This window comes from Nonlabens marinus S1-08, assembly GCF_000831385.1.
Lineage (GTDB): Bacteria > Bacteroidota > Bacteroidia > Flavobacteriales > Flavobacteriaceae > Nonlabens > Nonlabens marinus.
On sequence record NZ_AP014548.1, the window covers coordinates 320,889 to 337,520 of the forward strand.

At 41.5% G+C, this 16,632-nt stretch carries 14 protein-coding genes and 1 tRNA gene; 1 reads left to right on the forward strand and 14 read right to left on the reverse strand.

What is annotated here, in order from left to right; all coding sequences use genetic code 11:
- Positions 1 to 92: 92 nt before the first annotated feature.
- Positions 93 to 1,256, forward strand: a complete 1,164-nt coding sequence (locus tag NMS_RS01530) for a DUF7467 domain-containing protein (RefSeq protein ID WP_041495056.1) — start codon at positions 93 to 95, stop codon at positions 1,254 to 1,256.
- Between the two features lie 241 nt (positions 1,257 to 1,497).
- Here the strand turns inward: NMS_RS01530 and NMS_RS01535 are convergent.
- The 14 genes from NMS_RS01535 to NMS_RS01595 all read right to left on the reverse strand — a co-directional run bounded on the left by NMS_RS01535 (position 1,498) and on the right by NMS_RS01595 (position 16,632).
- Positions 1,498 to 1,571: transfer RNA gene (locus NMS_RS01535), tRNA-Arg, on the reverse strand.
- Positions 1,549 to 1,809 (reverse strand): GIY-YIG nuclease family protein, encoded by a 261-nt coding sequence (locus NMS_RS13365; protein WP_052477009.1) that lies wholly within the window; start codon positions 1,807 to 1,809, stop codon positions 1,549 to 1,551. Before NMS_RS13365 ends, NMS_RS01535 begins: the two co-directional genes overlap by 23 nt.
- 90 nt (positions 1,810 to 1,899) lie before the next feature.
- Complete coding sequence (locus NMS_RS01540; protein ID WP_041495057.1) at positions 1,900 to 2,346, reverse strand: GatB/YqeY domain-containing protein; 447 nt, start codon at positions 2,344 to 2,346, stop codon at positions 1,900 to 1,902.
- Positions 2,347 to 2,489: 143 nt separating this feature from the next.
- The gene (ftsZ, locus tag NMS_RS01545) at positions 2,490 to 4,493 is read right to left on the reverse strand and encodes a cell division protein FtsZ (RefSeq protein WP_041495058.1); all 2,004 of its coding nucleotides are present in this window, start codon (positions 4,491 to 4,493) and stop codon (positions 2,490 to 2,492) included.
- Positions 4,494 to 4,563: 70 nt separating this feature from the next.
- Complete coding sequence (gene ftsA / locus NMS_RS01550) at positions 4,564 to 5,925, reverse strand: cell division protein FtsA (RefSeq protein WP_041495059.1); 1,362 nt, start codon at positions 5,923 to 5,925, stop codon at positions 4,564 to 4,566.
- 3 nt (positions 5,926 to 5,928) lie between these two features.
- Positions 5,929 to 6,648, reverse strand: coding sequence for a cell division protein FtsQ/DivIB (locus NMS_RS01555; RefSeq protein ID WP_041495060.1), 720 nt, complete (start codon positions 6,646 to 6,648; stop codon positions 5,929 to 5,931).
- On the reverse strand, positions 6,645 to 8,003 hold the full coding sequence (gene murC / locus NMS_RS01560; protein WP_041495061.1) for a UDP-N-acetylmuramate--L-alanine ligase: 1,359 nt from the start codon (positions 8,001 to 8,003) through the stop codon (positions 6,645 to 6,647). The genes NMS_RS01555 and murC overlap by 4 nt, the downstream gene beginning before the upstream one ends.
- Positions 7,996 to 9,090 carry an undecaprenyldiphospho-muramoylpentapeptide beta-N-acetylglucosaminyltransferase gene (murG, locus tag NMS_RS01565; protein ID WP_041495062.1) on the reverse strand — a complete coding sequence of 365 codons (1,095 nt, stop codon included), beginning with the start codon at positions 9,088 to 9,090 and terminating at the stop codon, positions 7,996 to 7,998. The genes murC and murG overlap by 8 nt, the downstream gene beginning before the upstream one ends.
- Complete coding sequence (locus NMS_RS01570; RefSeq protein ID WP_041495063.1) at positions 9,077 to 10,276, reverse strand: FtsW/RodA/SpoVE family cell cycle protein; 1,200 nt, start codon at positions 10,274 to 10,276, stop codon at positions 9,077 to 9,079. The genes murG and NMS_RS01570 overlap by 14 nt, the downstream gene beginning before the upstream one ends.
- A 1-nt stretch (position 10,277) precedes the next feature.
- Complete coding sequence (gene murD, locus NMS_RS01575; protein ID WP_041495064.1) at positions 10,278 to 11,639, reverse strand: UDP-N-acetylmuramoyl-L-alanine--D-glutamate ligase; 1,362 nt, start codon at positions 11,637 to 11,639, stop codon at positions 10,278 to 10,280.
- Complete coding sequence (gene mraY / locus NMS_RS01580; RefSeq protein ID WP_041495065.1) at positions 11,639 to 12,871, reverse strand: phospho-N-acetylmuramoyl-pentapeptide-transferase; 1,233 nt, start codon at positions 12,869 to 12,871, stop codon at positions 11,639 to 11,641. Before mraY ends, murD begins: the two co-directional genes overlap by 1 nt.
- A gap of 1 nt (position 12,872) precedes the next feature.
- On the reverse strand, positions 12,873 to 14,339 hold the full coding sequence (locus tag NMS_RS01585) for a UDP-N-acetylmuramoyl-L-alanyl-D-glutamate--2,6-diaminopimelate ligase (protein ID WP_041495066.1): 1,467 nt from the start codon (positions 14,337 to 14,339) through the stop codon (positions 12,873 to 12,875).
- Positions 14,336 to 16,315, reverse strand: a complete 1,980-nt coding sequence (locus NMS_RS01590) for a penicillin-binding protein (RefSeq protein WP_041495067.1) — start codon at positions 16,313 to 16,315, stop codon at positions 14,336 to 14,338. The genes NMS_RS01585 and NMS_RS01590 overlap by 4 nt, the downstream gene beginning before the upstream one ends.
- Positions 16,315 to 16,632 (reverse strand): FtsL-like putative cell division protein, encoded by a 318-nt coding sequence (locus NMS_RS01595; RefSeq protein ID WP_041495068.1) that lies wholly within the window; start codon positions 16,630 to 16,632, stop codon positions 16,315 to 16,317. The genes NMS_RS01590 and NMS_RS01595 overlap by 1 nt, the downstream gene beginning before the upstream one ends.

Below are 16,632 nucleotides of genomic sequence, written 5' to 3' on the forward strand. Positions count from 1 at the left end.
TCAAATTTGACTTTAAACTAAACATCTGGTACTTTGTAGAAAATTTATTTTGTCTAAGAGATAGAGTTGTACCTTGATCTAAAATAAACAAGATGAAAAAGATAGTTACTATAAGCAAACTGCTATGTGTAGCAGCTTTTGTTCTGGCTACTTCATGTAGTGAGAACGAATCAGAAGTCGACATGCAACAGGAACCTAATTTTACGGTTATTCCCCAAGATGCAGCTCGAGTAACCTATAAATTAGAAGAAGCAGATGTTCCTGGAATTCAAGGTGAAATCACCATGAGAGATGCAGGTGACATGGGTGTTGAAGCTTACATTAAGTTAGAGAATACGATAGAAGGTATTATGCACCCAGTTCATATTCATGAAGGCCTTTTTGGTCAAGGAGGAGATCGTAAGAAAACTTTAAACCCAGTAGACGGTAACACTGGAATAAGTCAAACATTTTTCAAATTCATGGACAATGGTGATGTAGCGGGTTATGATGAACTTGTAAACAATCACGAATATTATGTGGGTCCTCATTATAGTATGGACCGATTAGAAACTATTATCGCAAAAGGAAACATAGGCATAAACAACCCACCGATACCTTGTGGTCCTTGTGATGGTAAAGTCGATCGATTAACTTTTAGATATACTGGATCTGAAACTGTATTAGTTACGGTCATTCAGAAGAAAGACAATGTGATGTTATACCATAACAGAATAGGTGAAGGAACACAATTTACAGTTGAAGGAAAAGACAAGAAAGGGACGTTAAGTACTGAGGTTTACATTCTTGTAAACGGAACTCAAGTAGCTCAAATTCACACCAGCTGTAGTGTGCCTATTGGAATAGGTTACGCCGTCGATGATTTCATTATTGTAGATGGTAGCAGTCGCAATGGCGGGCCATTGTGCGATATTTCAATTGATGATGTGCCTCCAGGGTGTAACACTTGTGATGGCAAAGTTGATTATTTAGCTCTAGAATATGCAGGTGAAAATGGTGTCAACCTAAAGCTAGTACAGGCTAAAAACAATGTGGAACTTTTCAATGGAACTGTTGATGATGGTGATGTTGTAAACATCACAGGTCAAGACAACCAAGGAACTCTGTCTAGTAAAGTTTATGTCTATATTAATGGTGTACAGCAAAAAGAAATACACACCAGCTGCAGCCAGCCTATAGGGATTGGATCTATATTCGGTAAACTGGAAGTAGTAGATGGTAGCAGTCGCAACGGTGGGCCGTTATGTCCACTCTAGTAAAAAACTATAGTATTAGAAACCGCTTCTCAATGAAGCGGTTTTTTTTTGACTATCGTTAGATTTCTGGGTCTTAAAAAGACTTAACCAATAAAAAGTCGAGTTTACAGATTCAGGTAAGCTTGATCTGATGATAAAAAAGGATTGCTGTGCGATCCCTCAGAGCTCCGCTCTGAAAACAGAAATGCCTTGAAAATACTTGAGCGAGCTCAGACATTTTCAAGGCATTCCTATTTATTCGTGACCTCGAAGGGATTCAAACCCCCAACCCTCAGAGCCGAAATCTGATGCGCTATTCAGTTGCGCCACGAGGCCATATTTTTGTTTTCAGAAATTCTCTTCCAATTCCTGATTTAAGGTAAACTCCCCTTTTTCTTGCTTCTGCAAATGTCTTAAATTCTTCACTGTAAACCAACGACCACGGCCTATAGGGTTTTGTAGAGGGCGTCCTTCCAGAGTTATGTTCAATCAACCTACTTGAAATCGATTTTGTAACGCCTTTATACCATCTCCCGTCCTTCTGACTCTCAATTACATAGGCATGATAACTCATATCTGATTAATTTGCGCCCTGCCTGCCGGCAGGCAGGCAGGTATTCAGTTGCGCCACGAGGCCATTAATTCGTTAAACGAAGTTACAAACTTAAGACAATTTTGCCTTTACAAGGGTACTAATTGTTCTTCCATCTGCCTTTCCTGCTAGCTGTGTATTTGCCATTCCCATAACTTTACCCATGTCTTTCATACCACTAGCTTCTGTTCTAACAATAATTTCAGCTACCACGGCTTCAATCTCCTCCTCGCTCAATTGAGCTGGTAAGAATTGTTCCAATACTTGAGCTTGTGCCAACTCTGGCTCCGCTAGATCTTCTCTGTTTTGCTCTGAATAGATGCGAGCACTGTCCTTGCGCTGCTTTACTAGTTTTTGAACCAGTTTTACCTCTTCGTCTTCAGTCAAGCCGTTAGCATCTCCAGATGTTTTAGCTAATAGCAGTTCGCTTTTGACAGCACGTAGTGCCGCCAGTGCAGTTTGATCTTTAGCTTTCATCGCCTCCTTCATGGCTGTCATCACCTTAGTTTCTAAACTCATAATTCACATTTTGAAATACAAAAATACAGAATACCCAGTCAATAGAATAACCCTCTAACAGATCGTTATAGAATTATCAAACACAAAAAAAAACCCGAAATCTAAAAGACATCGGGCTCATCTACAAGGGGACACTAGGGTAATTAATCTACGTTATCGTGCAGGAAAGAATTGTTAGATCTTAATTGAACGTCGTTATTTTCATCAGTGGACAAGGTGGTTCTGGAACGGTCACTGTCTGAAGGATTTTTATCCAGCTCGATACCTTGACGCAGGTAGGCTGGTTTCTTTTCTATCTCATCCAGACGATGGCTGCTTTTAAACTTGAAGTTATAGGCATGCATCTTGAGCTTACGCTCTTCAGCTCGCATTTTCAATACTTCATTTATAGGTAAATCAGTCGGATCCAGGTTTTCTAGCACCTCTTTCTTTACTGTCTCTTGCTTAGGTTCTTCTAATGTAGAAACATGAACCTCATTCACCACGGGCTTCTTAGCTGCTGGAGCTGCGTTATTTAGCTGCTTTTCTACTTCCATATAGTCGTCTAAAGAATATTTCTTGATACCTTCATTGGAAACTTCTGTAACTGGAATCACATTGATAGGATCATTTACCTCTATGTCTTCCAACTGGTAGGTGATCTTTTCTTCTTTAGGCTCTTGTGATCTCGTTAATGGCAGATCAAAATCTAATAGAAACTGGTCTTTTTCCTCTTCTTGCTCTGGAGTGGTTGTTTTTGAGACAGGCTCAAAGAACTCTTCCTGTACCTTAGGAACTTCAACTTGTGGCGTAACAATAAGCGTTGGCTCTTGATCTAGAACTTCTTCAAAAACTACATTTAAGTTCTTGATAAATTCCGTTGTTGGAATTATTGGGTTCTCAGATTTTGGTACGATCATCTCTTCAGGATCCTCATCTCCTAATTCATGCATAATGATGACGGGTTCTGAAGGCTCTACAACTGGTTCAGGAGTTTGTGGGGTTTCCGCTTTCGCGAAAGCGAACTCATTATCAACCTTCTGCTCCACTTCATCATCCTTATCCATGATTAAGGTTCCAGCAACAACTCTATCGTTAGTCTCGTCCAATACCTTAGTCGCACGCTGATCTTCCTCCAAAGTATGGATGATGCGAGTTCCCTCAGTATTTGAGATTTCATTTTGCTGCTCTGCGTTAAATCCCGTGGCAATTACAGTAACGGCAATCGCGTCGCCAAGAGATTCGTCCTCGCCCACTCCCATGATGATGTTTGCGCCACCGCCTGCCTCGCTCTGGATGTGCTCGTTGATCTCTCCTATCTCATCAATTGTAATCTCCTCAGCACCTGAAACGATAAGTAGCAATACGTTTTTAGCACCGGTAATCTTGTTGTCATTCAGCAATGGACTATCTAATGCTTTCAATATTCCTTCCTGAGCACGATTAGAGCCTGTTGCTTGTGCACTACCCATGATCGCGGTACCTGAATTTGATAAAACAGTCTTTGCGTCACGCAAGTCAATGTTTTGCGTGTAGTGGTTTGTAATAACTTCAGCAATTCCACGAGAGGCTGTAGCAAGTACCTCATCTGCTTTACTGAAACCGGCTTTGAAACCTAAGTTTCCATATACATCACGCAGTTTATTGTTGTTAATGATTACCAGAGAGTCAACGTTCTTGCGGAATTTCTCTATTCCTTTTTGAGCCTGCTCGTTACGTACTTTTCCTTCAAAATGAAAAGGCGTAGTGACGATTCCCACAGTCAAAATTTCCATCTCGCGAGCCACTTGAGCAATTACCGGTGCAGCACCTGTACCCGTACCACCACCCATTCCTGCGGTAATGAAAACCATTTTAGTCCTGCTATCCAGCATGGCACGTACGTCTTCAATGCTCTCCTGGGCAGCACGCTCTCCTACCTCAGGATTTGCTCCTGCACCTAGACCTTCAGTCAAGGAAACTCCTAACTGAATTTTGTTAGGAACTGGGCTATTTTCTAGGGCTTGTGAATCTGTATTACAAATCACAAAATCAACCCCTTTGATGCCCTGCTGGAACATGTGCTTGATGGCATTGCTACCACCGCCACCTACACCTATCACCTTGATCACGTTAGATTGGTTCTTAGGGAGGTCAAATGCTATGCTGTTAAAATCGTCGTTGCTCATATGCTGCTACTTTTACTACTTATATATTTATGACGGTCTGGTGAACACGTCTTGCTTCTTTTTCTTTTTTTTATTCCGCTTTATCAAGGAAGTCTTTGAACTTATTTGCCCAGGTTTCAAAAATCCCTTTAGTTTTCTTAGGTTGAGTCACGGAAGGTTGGTCTTCAATTGGCTCTTCTATTTCTTCAACTTCTTTAGCTGGTTGCGATGTCGCAGAACTGTTAGGCGATACCGGTTGAACGGTTGATTTCTTCTCAGCCATTTCTAGTTCCTGTGCTTGTAATCCCTTCAGTACTAATCCAACGGCTGTTGCAAATAGTGGACTGGTACTTTCTGTATCGCTGTCGCCTGCGAGATGCTCATTAGGATAACCTATTCGGCTAGGCATTCCAGTCACATATTCTGCTAACTGTTTGATATGTTTCAACTGGCTACCACCACCTGTAAGCACTACACCTGCTATCAATTGCTTTTTAGGCTCGTCGTGACCGTAGTTTTTGATCTCTACAAATACGGTTTCTAGTATCTCGATCACTCGAGCATGAATGATCTTGCTCAAGTTCTTAAGCGTAATTTCTTTGGGCTCACGTCCACGCAATCCTGGTATGGAAACGATCTCGTTTTCTTTATTTTCTCCAGGCCAGGCACTACCAAATTTTGTCTTCAGCAGTTCCGCTTGCTTTTCTATGATCGAGCAACCTTCTTTAATATCTTGTGTAATGATGTTTCCACCTTGTGGGATTACCGCAGTATGACGTATGATACCATCTTTAAAAATGGCAAGATCTGTAGTTCCACCACCTATATCGATAAGGGCAACACCCGCTTCTTTTTCTTCTTGACTTAGCACAGCTTCTGCACTGGCAAGAGGTTCCAGTGTGATATCACTCAAGTTAAGATCTGCACTTTTCACACAGCGATAAATATTGCGTATGGATGCCACCTGGCCTACCACCACATGGAAATTTGCCTCTAGTCGACCGCCGTACATTCCAACAGGTTCCTTGATCTCTGATTGACCGTCAATTTTGTATTCTTGAGGTAAAACGTGTATGATCTCTTCTCCAGGAAGCATTACCAGTTTAAATACTTGATTACAAAGTTTTGTGATATCCTCCTGATTGATCACAGTTTCACTGTCTCCACGAGTAATGTAGTCGCTGTGCTGTAAGCTACGTATATGCTGCCCAGCAATACCAACAGTCACTTCTTTGATCTGCATACCACTAACTGTTTCTGCTTGCGCAACAGCTTGCTGTATGGAAGTGATGGTTTGAGTGATGTTATTCACCACACCACGGTGTACGCCTAAACTTTTAGATCGCCCTACTCCCAGGATCTCCAGCTTGCCATACTCATTCTTGCGACCTATCATGGCTACGATCTTAGTCGTCCCTATGTCGAGTCCTACTGCGTATTCTTGTGGTTCCATCTTCTAACTCTTTTTAACTACAATTACTTGATGATTAAATCTCAAGTCAATTTTTTCTACTTGATCGACCGTTTTGTCCTTCTCCATTTTGGCTAGCATCGCTTTAAAGTTTTGCAACTTCCAGTCATAGCCTTCTATTTTTCCCAGTTGTATTTTCAAATCATGCGCACGCAATCTCAAGGTTACGTTACCATTTTTATCAAAACCAACTTGTGTAATCGCCATATCTAGCAATGGGTCTTCATTTATATCTGAAAGGAATGCATATAACTCTTCTTGATATGCTTCCTTAAATCCTGTAACAATGGGTACTAAAACAGAGTGTTCGCTTGACAAAGGCATGATCTTATTATCCTTATCCAAATAGACGTCAGTAGTACCCAGTATTCTGGCAATAGGCACTCGTGGCTCCACCAATACATCTAAGCGACCATTCAAATCAACAGAAACCTCTGCGGTTCTAATCATTGGGTGGGCGTCTAGGCGCATTTCACTCTTATTCAAATCTAAATTTTCTACATACGGCTTCCCTAGTGTATCTTCTTTTTGTATCAACAATTTATTAACGTTTATTTCTGAGACAAGAGGGTCGCTGTAATCTGTAAATGAGATATTTATATCAGTCAAATTTCTTTGCATATGACGTGCTCCAGCAAAGGCGTAGAGTCCTAAAACGCATAAGCTTATAAGCATCAAAATCAAGATGTCTTTTAATCCTTTCATTGACTTAATTTTTCTTTAACTCGTTCCACTTCTACTCCTATATCTCCAGCTCCTAACATCAAAACAATTCGGTTGTCCATTTCTTCAATAAACTCGGCGAGATCTGTTTTTTGCACTACTGTACTCACCACTGGTGCATTTTCTTGCTCCCCAATGCGCTGGCATAGCACAGCAGAGTCCACGCCTTCCATAGGCTCTTCTCTGGCTGCATATATATCTAAGATGCCCACGCAGTCAAATTGACTTAAGCTCCTTGCAAAGTCTTCCATAAAATCGTTAGTTCTAGAATACAAATGCGGTTGAAAAATTACCGTGTATTTCTCACCTGGATACATTTCTGCCACCGCATGGTACACAGCATCGATTTCAGTTGGGTGGTGGGCATAATCATCAATAAGCACTCTTTCTAAAGTATCAATACGATAACTGAATCGTCTTTCTACACCCTGAAAACTAGCTAGTGCTGTTCGTAACTTTTCAATAGCAACACCATATTGATGTGCTATGGAAAGTGCGAGTAAGGCATTAGCTAAATTGTGACGTCCTGGAAGTTTGAGATAAAAGTTTTTTACTATGGAATCTGGCGTATGAAAATCAAAGTGATACGCACCATCAACGATGGTCAAATGCTCTGCATGAAAATCGCCATTCTCCACACCTACCGTGGCGGCTTCCCACTTTATAGCAGTATTGACAAAAAGCTTGTCTTTAGAAACTAGTCCAGCAAATTCTTTAAAAGATTCTTCAAAGGCTTCAGCACTTCCATAAATATCTAGATGGTCTGGATCTATTGCTGTAATTCCAGCATAATCAGGCTGCAATTGTAAAAAAGATCTATCGAACTCATCTGCCTCCACGACCATAACGTCTGTTCCAGAATTCAGATAGTTGGTCTGATATCCTTCTAGAATCCCACCTAAAAAGGCGGTCATTTTTACCTCACTATTATACAACAGGTGAGCAAGAATTGCACTAGTTGTTGTCTTACCGTGGGTACCGGCAATAGCTAGACAGGTCATTGTTTTAGAAATCTGACCTAGCAATTGCGCACGTTTAGTGATGGGAATTCCGCTTTCGCGAAAGCGAACCATCTCACCAAATCCTTGCGGCACAGCGGGTGTATAAACCACCTGAGCGGTGTCTGGATTCTTAAATTCTGCTGGAATAACCTCGTAATTGTCATCGTAATGAATAGTAATCCCTTCTGTTTCCAGCTTTTTAGACAAGGATGTAATCACGCGATCGTAGCCTGAAACGGTTTTACCCTGGGCATGCAAATATCTTGCTAGCGCACTCATACCTATACCGCCGATGCCGACGAAATAAAAATGGGTTATGTCTTTCAAATCACGCATGTAGCAGTTGTTCTATATGATTTACAATGTCAATTGTTGCTTTAGGTTTAGCGAGTTTCGAAATGTTTGCTGACAATTTTTCTCGCAAAGGCTGGTCTGAAATAAGTTGTTTCCAGATGACTGGGAAATTATCTTCCAATTCTTGCTCACGTATCATTAATGCCGCATCCTCGTCCTGAATTGCTAAGGCGTTTTTAGTTTGATGATCTTCGGCCACATGAGGTGATGGAATGAAAAGAACGGGTTTACCTGCCAGCGCTAACTCTGATATTGTCCCGGCACCTGCTCGAGAAATGATCACATCTGCAGCAGCGTAGGCGAGATCCATACGGTCTACAAATTCCAACACCTTCACGGTTTCAGAATTGTAATTCTTATACTGCTCGTAATAAAGCTTCCCGCATTGCCATAAGATTTGCACATCTTGCTCTAGATTTTGTAACTGGGATTCTATCAGCTGATTCACTCTTCTAGCTCCTAGGCTGCCGCCTAACACAAGAAGGACTTTTCTACTCTTATCTGTCTGTAACCCAAAATGAGACAAAGCATCTTTTTTATTCACTGGAATATCAATCAGATCTTGACGCACTGGATTACCGGTGAGCTCTATTTTATTTTTAGGGAAGAAACGTTCCATGTGATCGCTTGCTACACAAATCTTTTGGACGCTTTTTGCCAATAGTTTATTTGTGATTCCGGGATAAGAATTTTGTTCTTGTATTAAGGTTGGAATACGGTTGCGGTGCGCCATATAAAGCAATGGCCCGCTGGCATAACCACCCGTTCCAATAGCCACATCTGGCTGGAAGTCGTTGATAATTTTTCTGGCGTCTAATAAACTCTTTACCACCTTGAAGGGAAATGCCAAATTCTTAGCAGATAAACTGCGCTGCAGTCCGCTTATCCACAGACCTCTAATCTCATAACCAGCCGCAGGAACTTTCTCCATCTCCATACGATCTTGAGCTCCCACAAAAAGGATCTCACAATCGCTCCATCGTCGACGGCATTCATTTGCAATCGAGATCGCTGGGTAAATGTGACCACCAGTGCCACCACCTGATATGATGATTCTATAAGGCTTCACTGAGAACGTCTAAGGGGTTCAACTCTTCCTCAGGAGTTTCCTGAGCTTTAATAGCTTGTCTTTTTGCACTGACGCTTAAAATAATTCCGATAGCGAGGCATGTCATCCAGATGGAAGTTCCCCCACTGGAGATGAGCGGCAAGGTCTGACCGGTAACTGGAAATAGATTTACAGCCACTGCCATGTTGATAAGCGCCTGTAAAACGATAGGAAAACCAACACCAATGACTAGCAGAGTACCAAAAATTGTATCTGCTTTATTTGCAATAACGACTACCCTAAACAATACGAGCATATAAACTAACAAGACTATACCGCCGCCTATCAAACCAAATTCCTCGATGATGATGGCATAAATAAAGTCACTGCTGGATTGTGGTAAAAAGTGTTTTTGCTGGCTCTTGCCTGGTCCTACACCACTGATGTATCCTGTGGCAATCGCAGTTTTTGCTTTATCTACTTGATATACAGAATCAGAATCTCCATCCCCTGCAAAGCTTTCAATACGACTCGCCCAAGTATCTACCCGATTAGGGAATACACCAGGCATGGCCTTCGCTAACAAAATGAAAAATGCAAGGGCTAGTAATCCAGCTCCAACGATTCCTAGTAAGTACTTCCACGGATAACCTCCTATAAAACAAATCAACAACACCATCAAAAAGATGATAGCCGTGGTTGAGAAGTTAGATGGCAAGATCAACATCAAGACTAAGCCTACCGGAAGCCAAAGTGGCAAGAGCGATTTTTTAAATTCGATCACTTTATCCTTCATAGAATTCAGGTAGCGCGCTACCCAAACCATCAGCACTACAGCGGCAAGAGTGCTGGTCTGAAAGCCAACACCCACTACTGGTATTTGAATCCACCTGCTTGCATTTGCACCACCCATCTGTGTACCTTGAAAGGCAGTAAAAATGAGCAGCACTACAACAATGGGCAACATAATAAAGCTTAGGCCCTTGAAGTAGTTGTAAGGTATTTTATGTACCGCATAGGCAATACCTAGGCCTAAGACTAAATGTGCAAAATGCTTGACTATATATTTCAAAGTATTCCCCTCGCCACCATTGAGGTATGCAAGGTTGCTGCTCGCACTGTACACAGGCAAGAACGAGAAGATCGCAAGCATTACTACTAATGCCCACAGGAATAAATCTCCAGATATGTAATCTTTAATTTTCAACTTATAATCCTCTTACGGCGTCTTTAAATTGGCGGCCTCTGTCTTCATAATTTTTAAATAAATCAAAACTGGCACAAGCTGGACTTAGTAATACATTGTCCCCAGCATCCGCTAGCTTATAAGCTACGCGTACTGCATCTTCCATTGAATTTGTTTCTACCATTTGATCCACACACCCACTAAATGCATTTACAATTTTAGAGTTGTCTGTTCCCAAACACACAATAGCTTTTACATGCTTATTAACTAGACCAAAGAGCTGGGAATAATCATTCCCTTTATCCACACCACCTACAATCCAGACAGTAGGATGCTCCATGCTATCAAGTGCATAGAAAGTGGCATTGACATTTGTGGCTTTAGAATCATTGATGTACTGCACTTTGTTAATCTTAAGCACCTGTTCTAGGCGGTGTTCTACACCTTGAAAGGATTGCATGCTCTGCCGGATCGTTTCCTTACGAATTTTTAAAAGTTTAGCGGTGGTTGCTGCTGCCATAGCATTGGCAGTGTTGTGTTGTCCCTTGAGGGAAAGTTGTTCAATCGGCATAGTGAATGGAGTTTGGTCAATCGCGACCTTTATTGTGTTGTTTGAAAGTGATGCACCGTATTCCAGTTCTCTTGTCATCGAGAAAGGAACTAGTGTAGATTTTGGTTTGTTTTTTTCTATTGCGCTGGTAATCGCCTCATCGTCTGCATTATAAACTAGGAAGTCATTTTCATCCTGATTCATAGCGATGCGCATTTTAGAGTCTATGTAGTTTTCAAATTTGTAATCGTAGCGGTCCAGGTGATCTGGAGTCACATTAAGCAATACAGCAATGTGAGGTTTGAAGTTTAAGATCCCGTCTAGCTGAAAACTACTTACTTCCAGCAATCGGTGTTCGGCAGGTCCTTCTACCAGTTGCTGGGCAAAGCTTTTACCTATGTTTCCTCCCATGGTATAATCCAATTCGGCTACCTGGAAAACGTGTCCTAATAAACTGGTGGTTGTGGTTTTACCATTGCTACCGGTAACAGCAACGATGGTCTCCGCTGTATGCGAGGCAGCAAATTCGATTTCCGAAATAACGGGTATACCTGCTTCAGTTACCTGTACAATAAGCGGTGCCGTATCAGGAATGCCTGGACTTTTCACAATCAGGCTTGCCTTAAGAATTCGGTCAATGGAATGAGTTCCTGTCTCGTAGGGAATGTTTTGGGTTTGTAACGCTTTCGCGAAAGCGGAATCCAACTCATCTCTATTGCTCAAAAACACCTCATAACCACGGTCAGATGCCAGCAAGGCTGCACCAACGCCACTGATACCACCACCGAGGACGACCACGTTTGAAAAATTATATGTGAATTTTTCCTGGCTCATTAGCGTACTTTAAGTGTTACGATGGATATGATAGCGAGTAAAATTCCTACAATCCAGAAGCGAACTACTATTTTACTCTCGTGAAAACCACGTTTTTGGTAATGATGGTGCAATGGCGACATCAAAAAGATGCGACGGCCTTCACCTGAAACTTTTCGGGTGTATTTGAACCAACTCACTTGCATAACCACAGATAAATTTTCCATGATGAATACACCGCAAAGGATGGGAATCAATAGCTCCTTGCGTGTAGCGATAGCTAATACTGCGATGATTCCACCTATGGTTAGACTTCCTGTATCGCCCATAAACACCTGAGCTGGGAACGTATTGTACCATAAAAATCCAACCAAAGCACCTGCAAAGGCAGTGACAAATACCACCATCTCGCCAGAGTTGGGTATGTACATCACATTGAGGTAATCTGAGAAAATGATGTTTCCTGAAATCCATGCAAAAAGCGCTAGCGTGATGACAACGATGGTACTGGTTCCCGCGGCGAGTCCATCGATCCCGTCTGTGAGGTTGGCACCGTTGGAGACTGCAGTTACAATGAATATGACGATAGGGATAAAAATGAGCCAGGCATATTTAGCCAGGTCTGGATTGATCCATGTCAGTAAGGATGCATAATCAAACTCGTTTTCTTTTACGAATGGAATGGTTGTCTTAGTAGATTGTTCTGCTGGGCCAAATTCTACTGGAGAATTTTGAGTACTGAGTTCCTGTGAGGCCTGAGGATTTACAATTTCTTCCTTGATGGTAACGTCCTCATGAAAATACATCGTGGCACCGATAATACACCCTAGTACTACCTGACCTATCACCTTGAACCAGCCTTTCAAACCGCCTTTATCTTTTTTAAAGATCTTGATGTAATCATCAGCAAAACCTATCAAACCCATCCATACAGTTGTGACTATAAGCATGATAACATAAATATTATCCAATTGGGACAATAACAAAACAGGAATTAGAGTCGCCAGAATGATGATTACCCCACCCATTGTAGGAGTTCCTGCTTTTTGAGCTTGACCTTCTAAACCTAGATCACGTACACTTTCACCTACTTGCTTGCGCTGCAGATAATTAATAATGCGCTTCCCATAAATAGTTGAAAATCCTAAAGAAAAAACAAAGGCTATCGCAGACCTGAAGGTGATAAACTCAAACAATGAGGCCCCAGGTATTTGAAACTCGCTTTCCAGATATTGAAATAGGTAATAGAGCATGTTATTTTTCTAGTTGGTTGAGTATGGTGGTAATCTTTAAGCGGTCGTCAAAATCGTGACGTATGCCATTGATCTCTTGATAGGTTTCATGGCCTTTCCCAGCTATGAGAATGATATCTTTTTCGCCAGCCATGTTGGCTGCCGTTTTTATTGCTTGTTCTCGATCTGCAATCGTAATGGACTTTTTAAAATTTTGAGGCTCGACACCAGACTCCATTTCTTTCAATATTGTAAGTGGATCCTCAGTTCTTGGATTATCGCTGGTCAGGATCACCTTATCGCTTAACGAGGTGGCTATGTTTGCCATGATAGGGCGCTTGGTATTGTCCCGATCACCGCCACAGCCTACTACGGTAATCAGGTTTTCATTTTTTGTACGAATGCTATTGATAGTTTCCAATACGTTTTTAAGTGCATCCGGTGTATGGGCATAATCTATAATAGCGGTAATGTGACTTTTAGCGGTAGTGAAGTATTGAAATCGTCCTGCCACACCGTCGAGTTTAGAAATTGTTTCCAAAACTTCAAGTTCTGTCAAACCTAATTCCATAGCACAGGCATAAATGGCTAGTACATTATAGGCATTGAACTCCCCTATCATTTTAGTCCACAACTCGTGACCGTTTACTTTCAAGAGCAATCCGCCAAATTGGTTTTCTAAAATTTGCGCTTGATAATCCGTATAGGTTTTTAATGCATAACCTAATTTTATAGCTTTCGTATTCTGAACCATGACTGGTCCGTTTTTATCGTCTTTATTGTAGATAGCAAAAGCAGTAGCTGGCAATTCATCAAAGAATCGTTTTTTCACATCTCGATACTCTGCGAAAGTGGCGTGGTAATCCAAGTGGTCATGAGAAAGGTTTGTGAAAATTCCACCGGCAAAATGCAAACCAGTGACTCTTTCTTGAGCAATACCGTGACTGCTGACTTCCATGAAACAATAATCTACACCTGCGCCTCTCATAGCGTCAAGATGTTCATTGATGGTCATAGGATCTGGAGTGGTATGCTTTGTAGCAATGGATTTACCATCAATTAAGATCTCAACAGTAGAAATAAGACCTGTTTTATATCCTAAGTTTTTGAAAAGCTGATATAATAAACTTGTAGTGGTGGTTTTCCCATTCGTACCAGTAACTCCTACGAGCTTCATGTCGCGGGAAGGATTCTCATAAAAATTTGCTGCCATAAGTGCCAGCGCTTTATGAGAGTTTTCAACTACTACATATGTTACATCGCTGTTCTGGTCAGTAGGTAACTCTTCTACTACCATGGCACGCGCTCCTAATTCTATAGCTTTCTCTATATATTCATGCCCATCACTAGCTGTTCCTTTGATAGCCACAAAAACATCATCAGTTGCTACCGCTCTAGAGTCAAAGACAATTTTTTCTACGTTTACATCAGTAACACCAACGACTTTATCGATGCTTACTTTGTATAATAAATCTCTCAGTTTTTTCATGATAGAGTAAGAATAACTTGATGTGACTTATTGATTTCAGTCCCAGGCTTGATGCTTTGGCTGGATACTTTCCCTGAACCTACAATCTTGACCTTTGCCCCCATGTTTTCAATGATGGTAATGGCATCCATAACTTCCATACCTCGCAAGTCGGGTAGGTTTTTAGTGGCTTTTCTAGCTTTTGTATAATAGACCTCCTTGTTTTTGATAATTTCAGAAGGAACTTCTTTGGGTAGATTGATCTCGTCTGCACGTGGGTTACTAGCGTATATTTTTTGAGCAATCTTTTTAAAAACTGGTCCCGCCACGATGTTGCCATAGTATCCTTTAGCGGTATTAGGCTTGTGGATTACGACAATACAACTGTACTTAGGCTTATCTGCTGGGAAATAACCTGCGAAAGAAGCGATGTAGTTTCCTGCACTCTTCCAATATTCCGTTTGACAAGTACCTGTTTTTCCTGCCATACTAAAATTCTCACTGTACAAATTTTGTGCGGTGCCACGACGCACCACATTTTCCATCATCACTTTTACCTTGTCAATAGTTTCTTGACTGCAAATGGATGGGTTGATGATCTGGCGATCGTATTTTTCTATTAATTTATTTTTTGAACGAACCTCTTTGATCAATCGTGGCTTCACCATCACGCCATTATTTGCAACGGCATTATAAAATGTCAATGTTTGTAAGGGTGTCATTTGAACCCCATAACCGAATCCCATCCACGGTAAGGAAAGACCGCTCCAGTTTGCATCGTCTGGATGTGGTATCAGTGGAGCTCCTTCTCCTATAATAGGAAGCCCCAATTTATTTTGAATGTTCATGCTGTAAAGTCGATCCACATAGCGCTCTGGATCGTCAGCATAATTTTCTTGTACCATTTGGACAAGTGCAGTGTTGGAACTAAGCTCAAAGGCTTTGGCAACGCTTATTTTGCCATAACCTCCATATTTTGAATCTCGTACATTCCTTCCGTAATAAGATATTTTCCCGTTTTGAGTATCGAATACTGTGCTCGTATCTATCACCTTATCCTCTAATGCTGCAATCACACTCATTAACTTGAAGGTGGAACCCGGCTCGTGAGACTCCCACAAGGCATAGTTGCGCTTTTCAAAGTATTTACCATCACTGGAGCGGCCCAGATTAGACAAGGCTTTGATCTCTCCAGTTGCGACTTCCATCACCACAGCAGTACCATGGTCTGCTTCAAAATATTCTAATTGTTCTAACAACGCATGATGCGCTACATCTTGCATGTTCACATCTATAGTAGTGTACACATCGCGCCCATCTCTAGGCTCAATCTCATTGACATTATTTATAGGGCGCCATTCATTACCTGAAATCTTTTGTTCTAATCTAGAACCGTCATCACCTTTCAAAAATGCACGGTAAGCGCCTTCCAGACCAACACTTGGTTTACCCGGCTCGTCATACCCAACCAGTCGTTCGGCCATTTTACCTAGCGGGTATTCTCTTTCAACATGAGGCTCAACAATCAAACCTCCTCTGTAAGCTCCACGCTTGAATAATGGAAATTGCTTGATTTCTTGTAAATCAGTAAAGCTTATATTTTTGGCAATCTCTAAATACCTTGAATTGTTCGTCCTTGCCTTTTGAAACTTTTTAAGCAATTCTGATTTGGGGACGTTCAGCTTTCGCGAAAGCGAACTTGCCAGAGGTTCAATTTCTTTATTGAAATCATCTTGACCAGGAGCCACTGCATCAAAGCGTATGTCATATTTAGTTATCGACGTCGCGAGCAACTGACCGTTAGCATCGTAAAGGTTTCCACGATTCGCATCTACAATTTGATTGCGGAAGATGCGCTGCTCTGCTTTGGCTCGATACTCTTTTCCTTCCCAAAACTGGATATGCACGATCTGCGCCACGATAGCGATCGCCACCACGGCAAAGAAAATAGACACGCCATAGATGCGGTACAAGATGTTCTTATCTGTGGTTGCCATTAATTAGTGCGATTAACTATGATTTTATAAGGCGGCTCTTTAGGCGGAGCGATGCCTGTTTCTTTAAGTCGACTGGCTACAGTACTCTCCATTTGCAGGAACATCAATTGTCGCTGGCCATCGACATACTCACTTCTCAATTCATTCACCTCATCGCTAAGCTGTCCCATGTAATGAACCTTGCTTTCAAAACGATGACCAGTCCAGATCATAAATAAAGCAAGACCTGTGACAAACAGCATGAACTTCCAATTTTTGAAAGCATCTTGATTGGTCAGGAAACCACCTCGTAAAAAGTCATAGAATTTGGCTGCCAT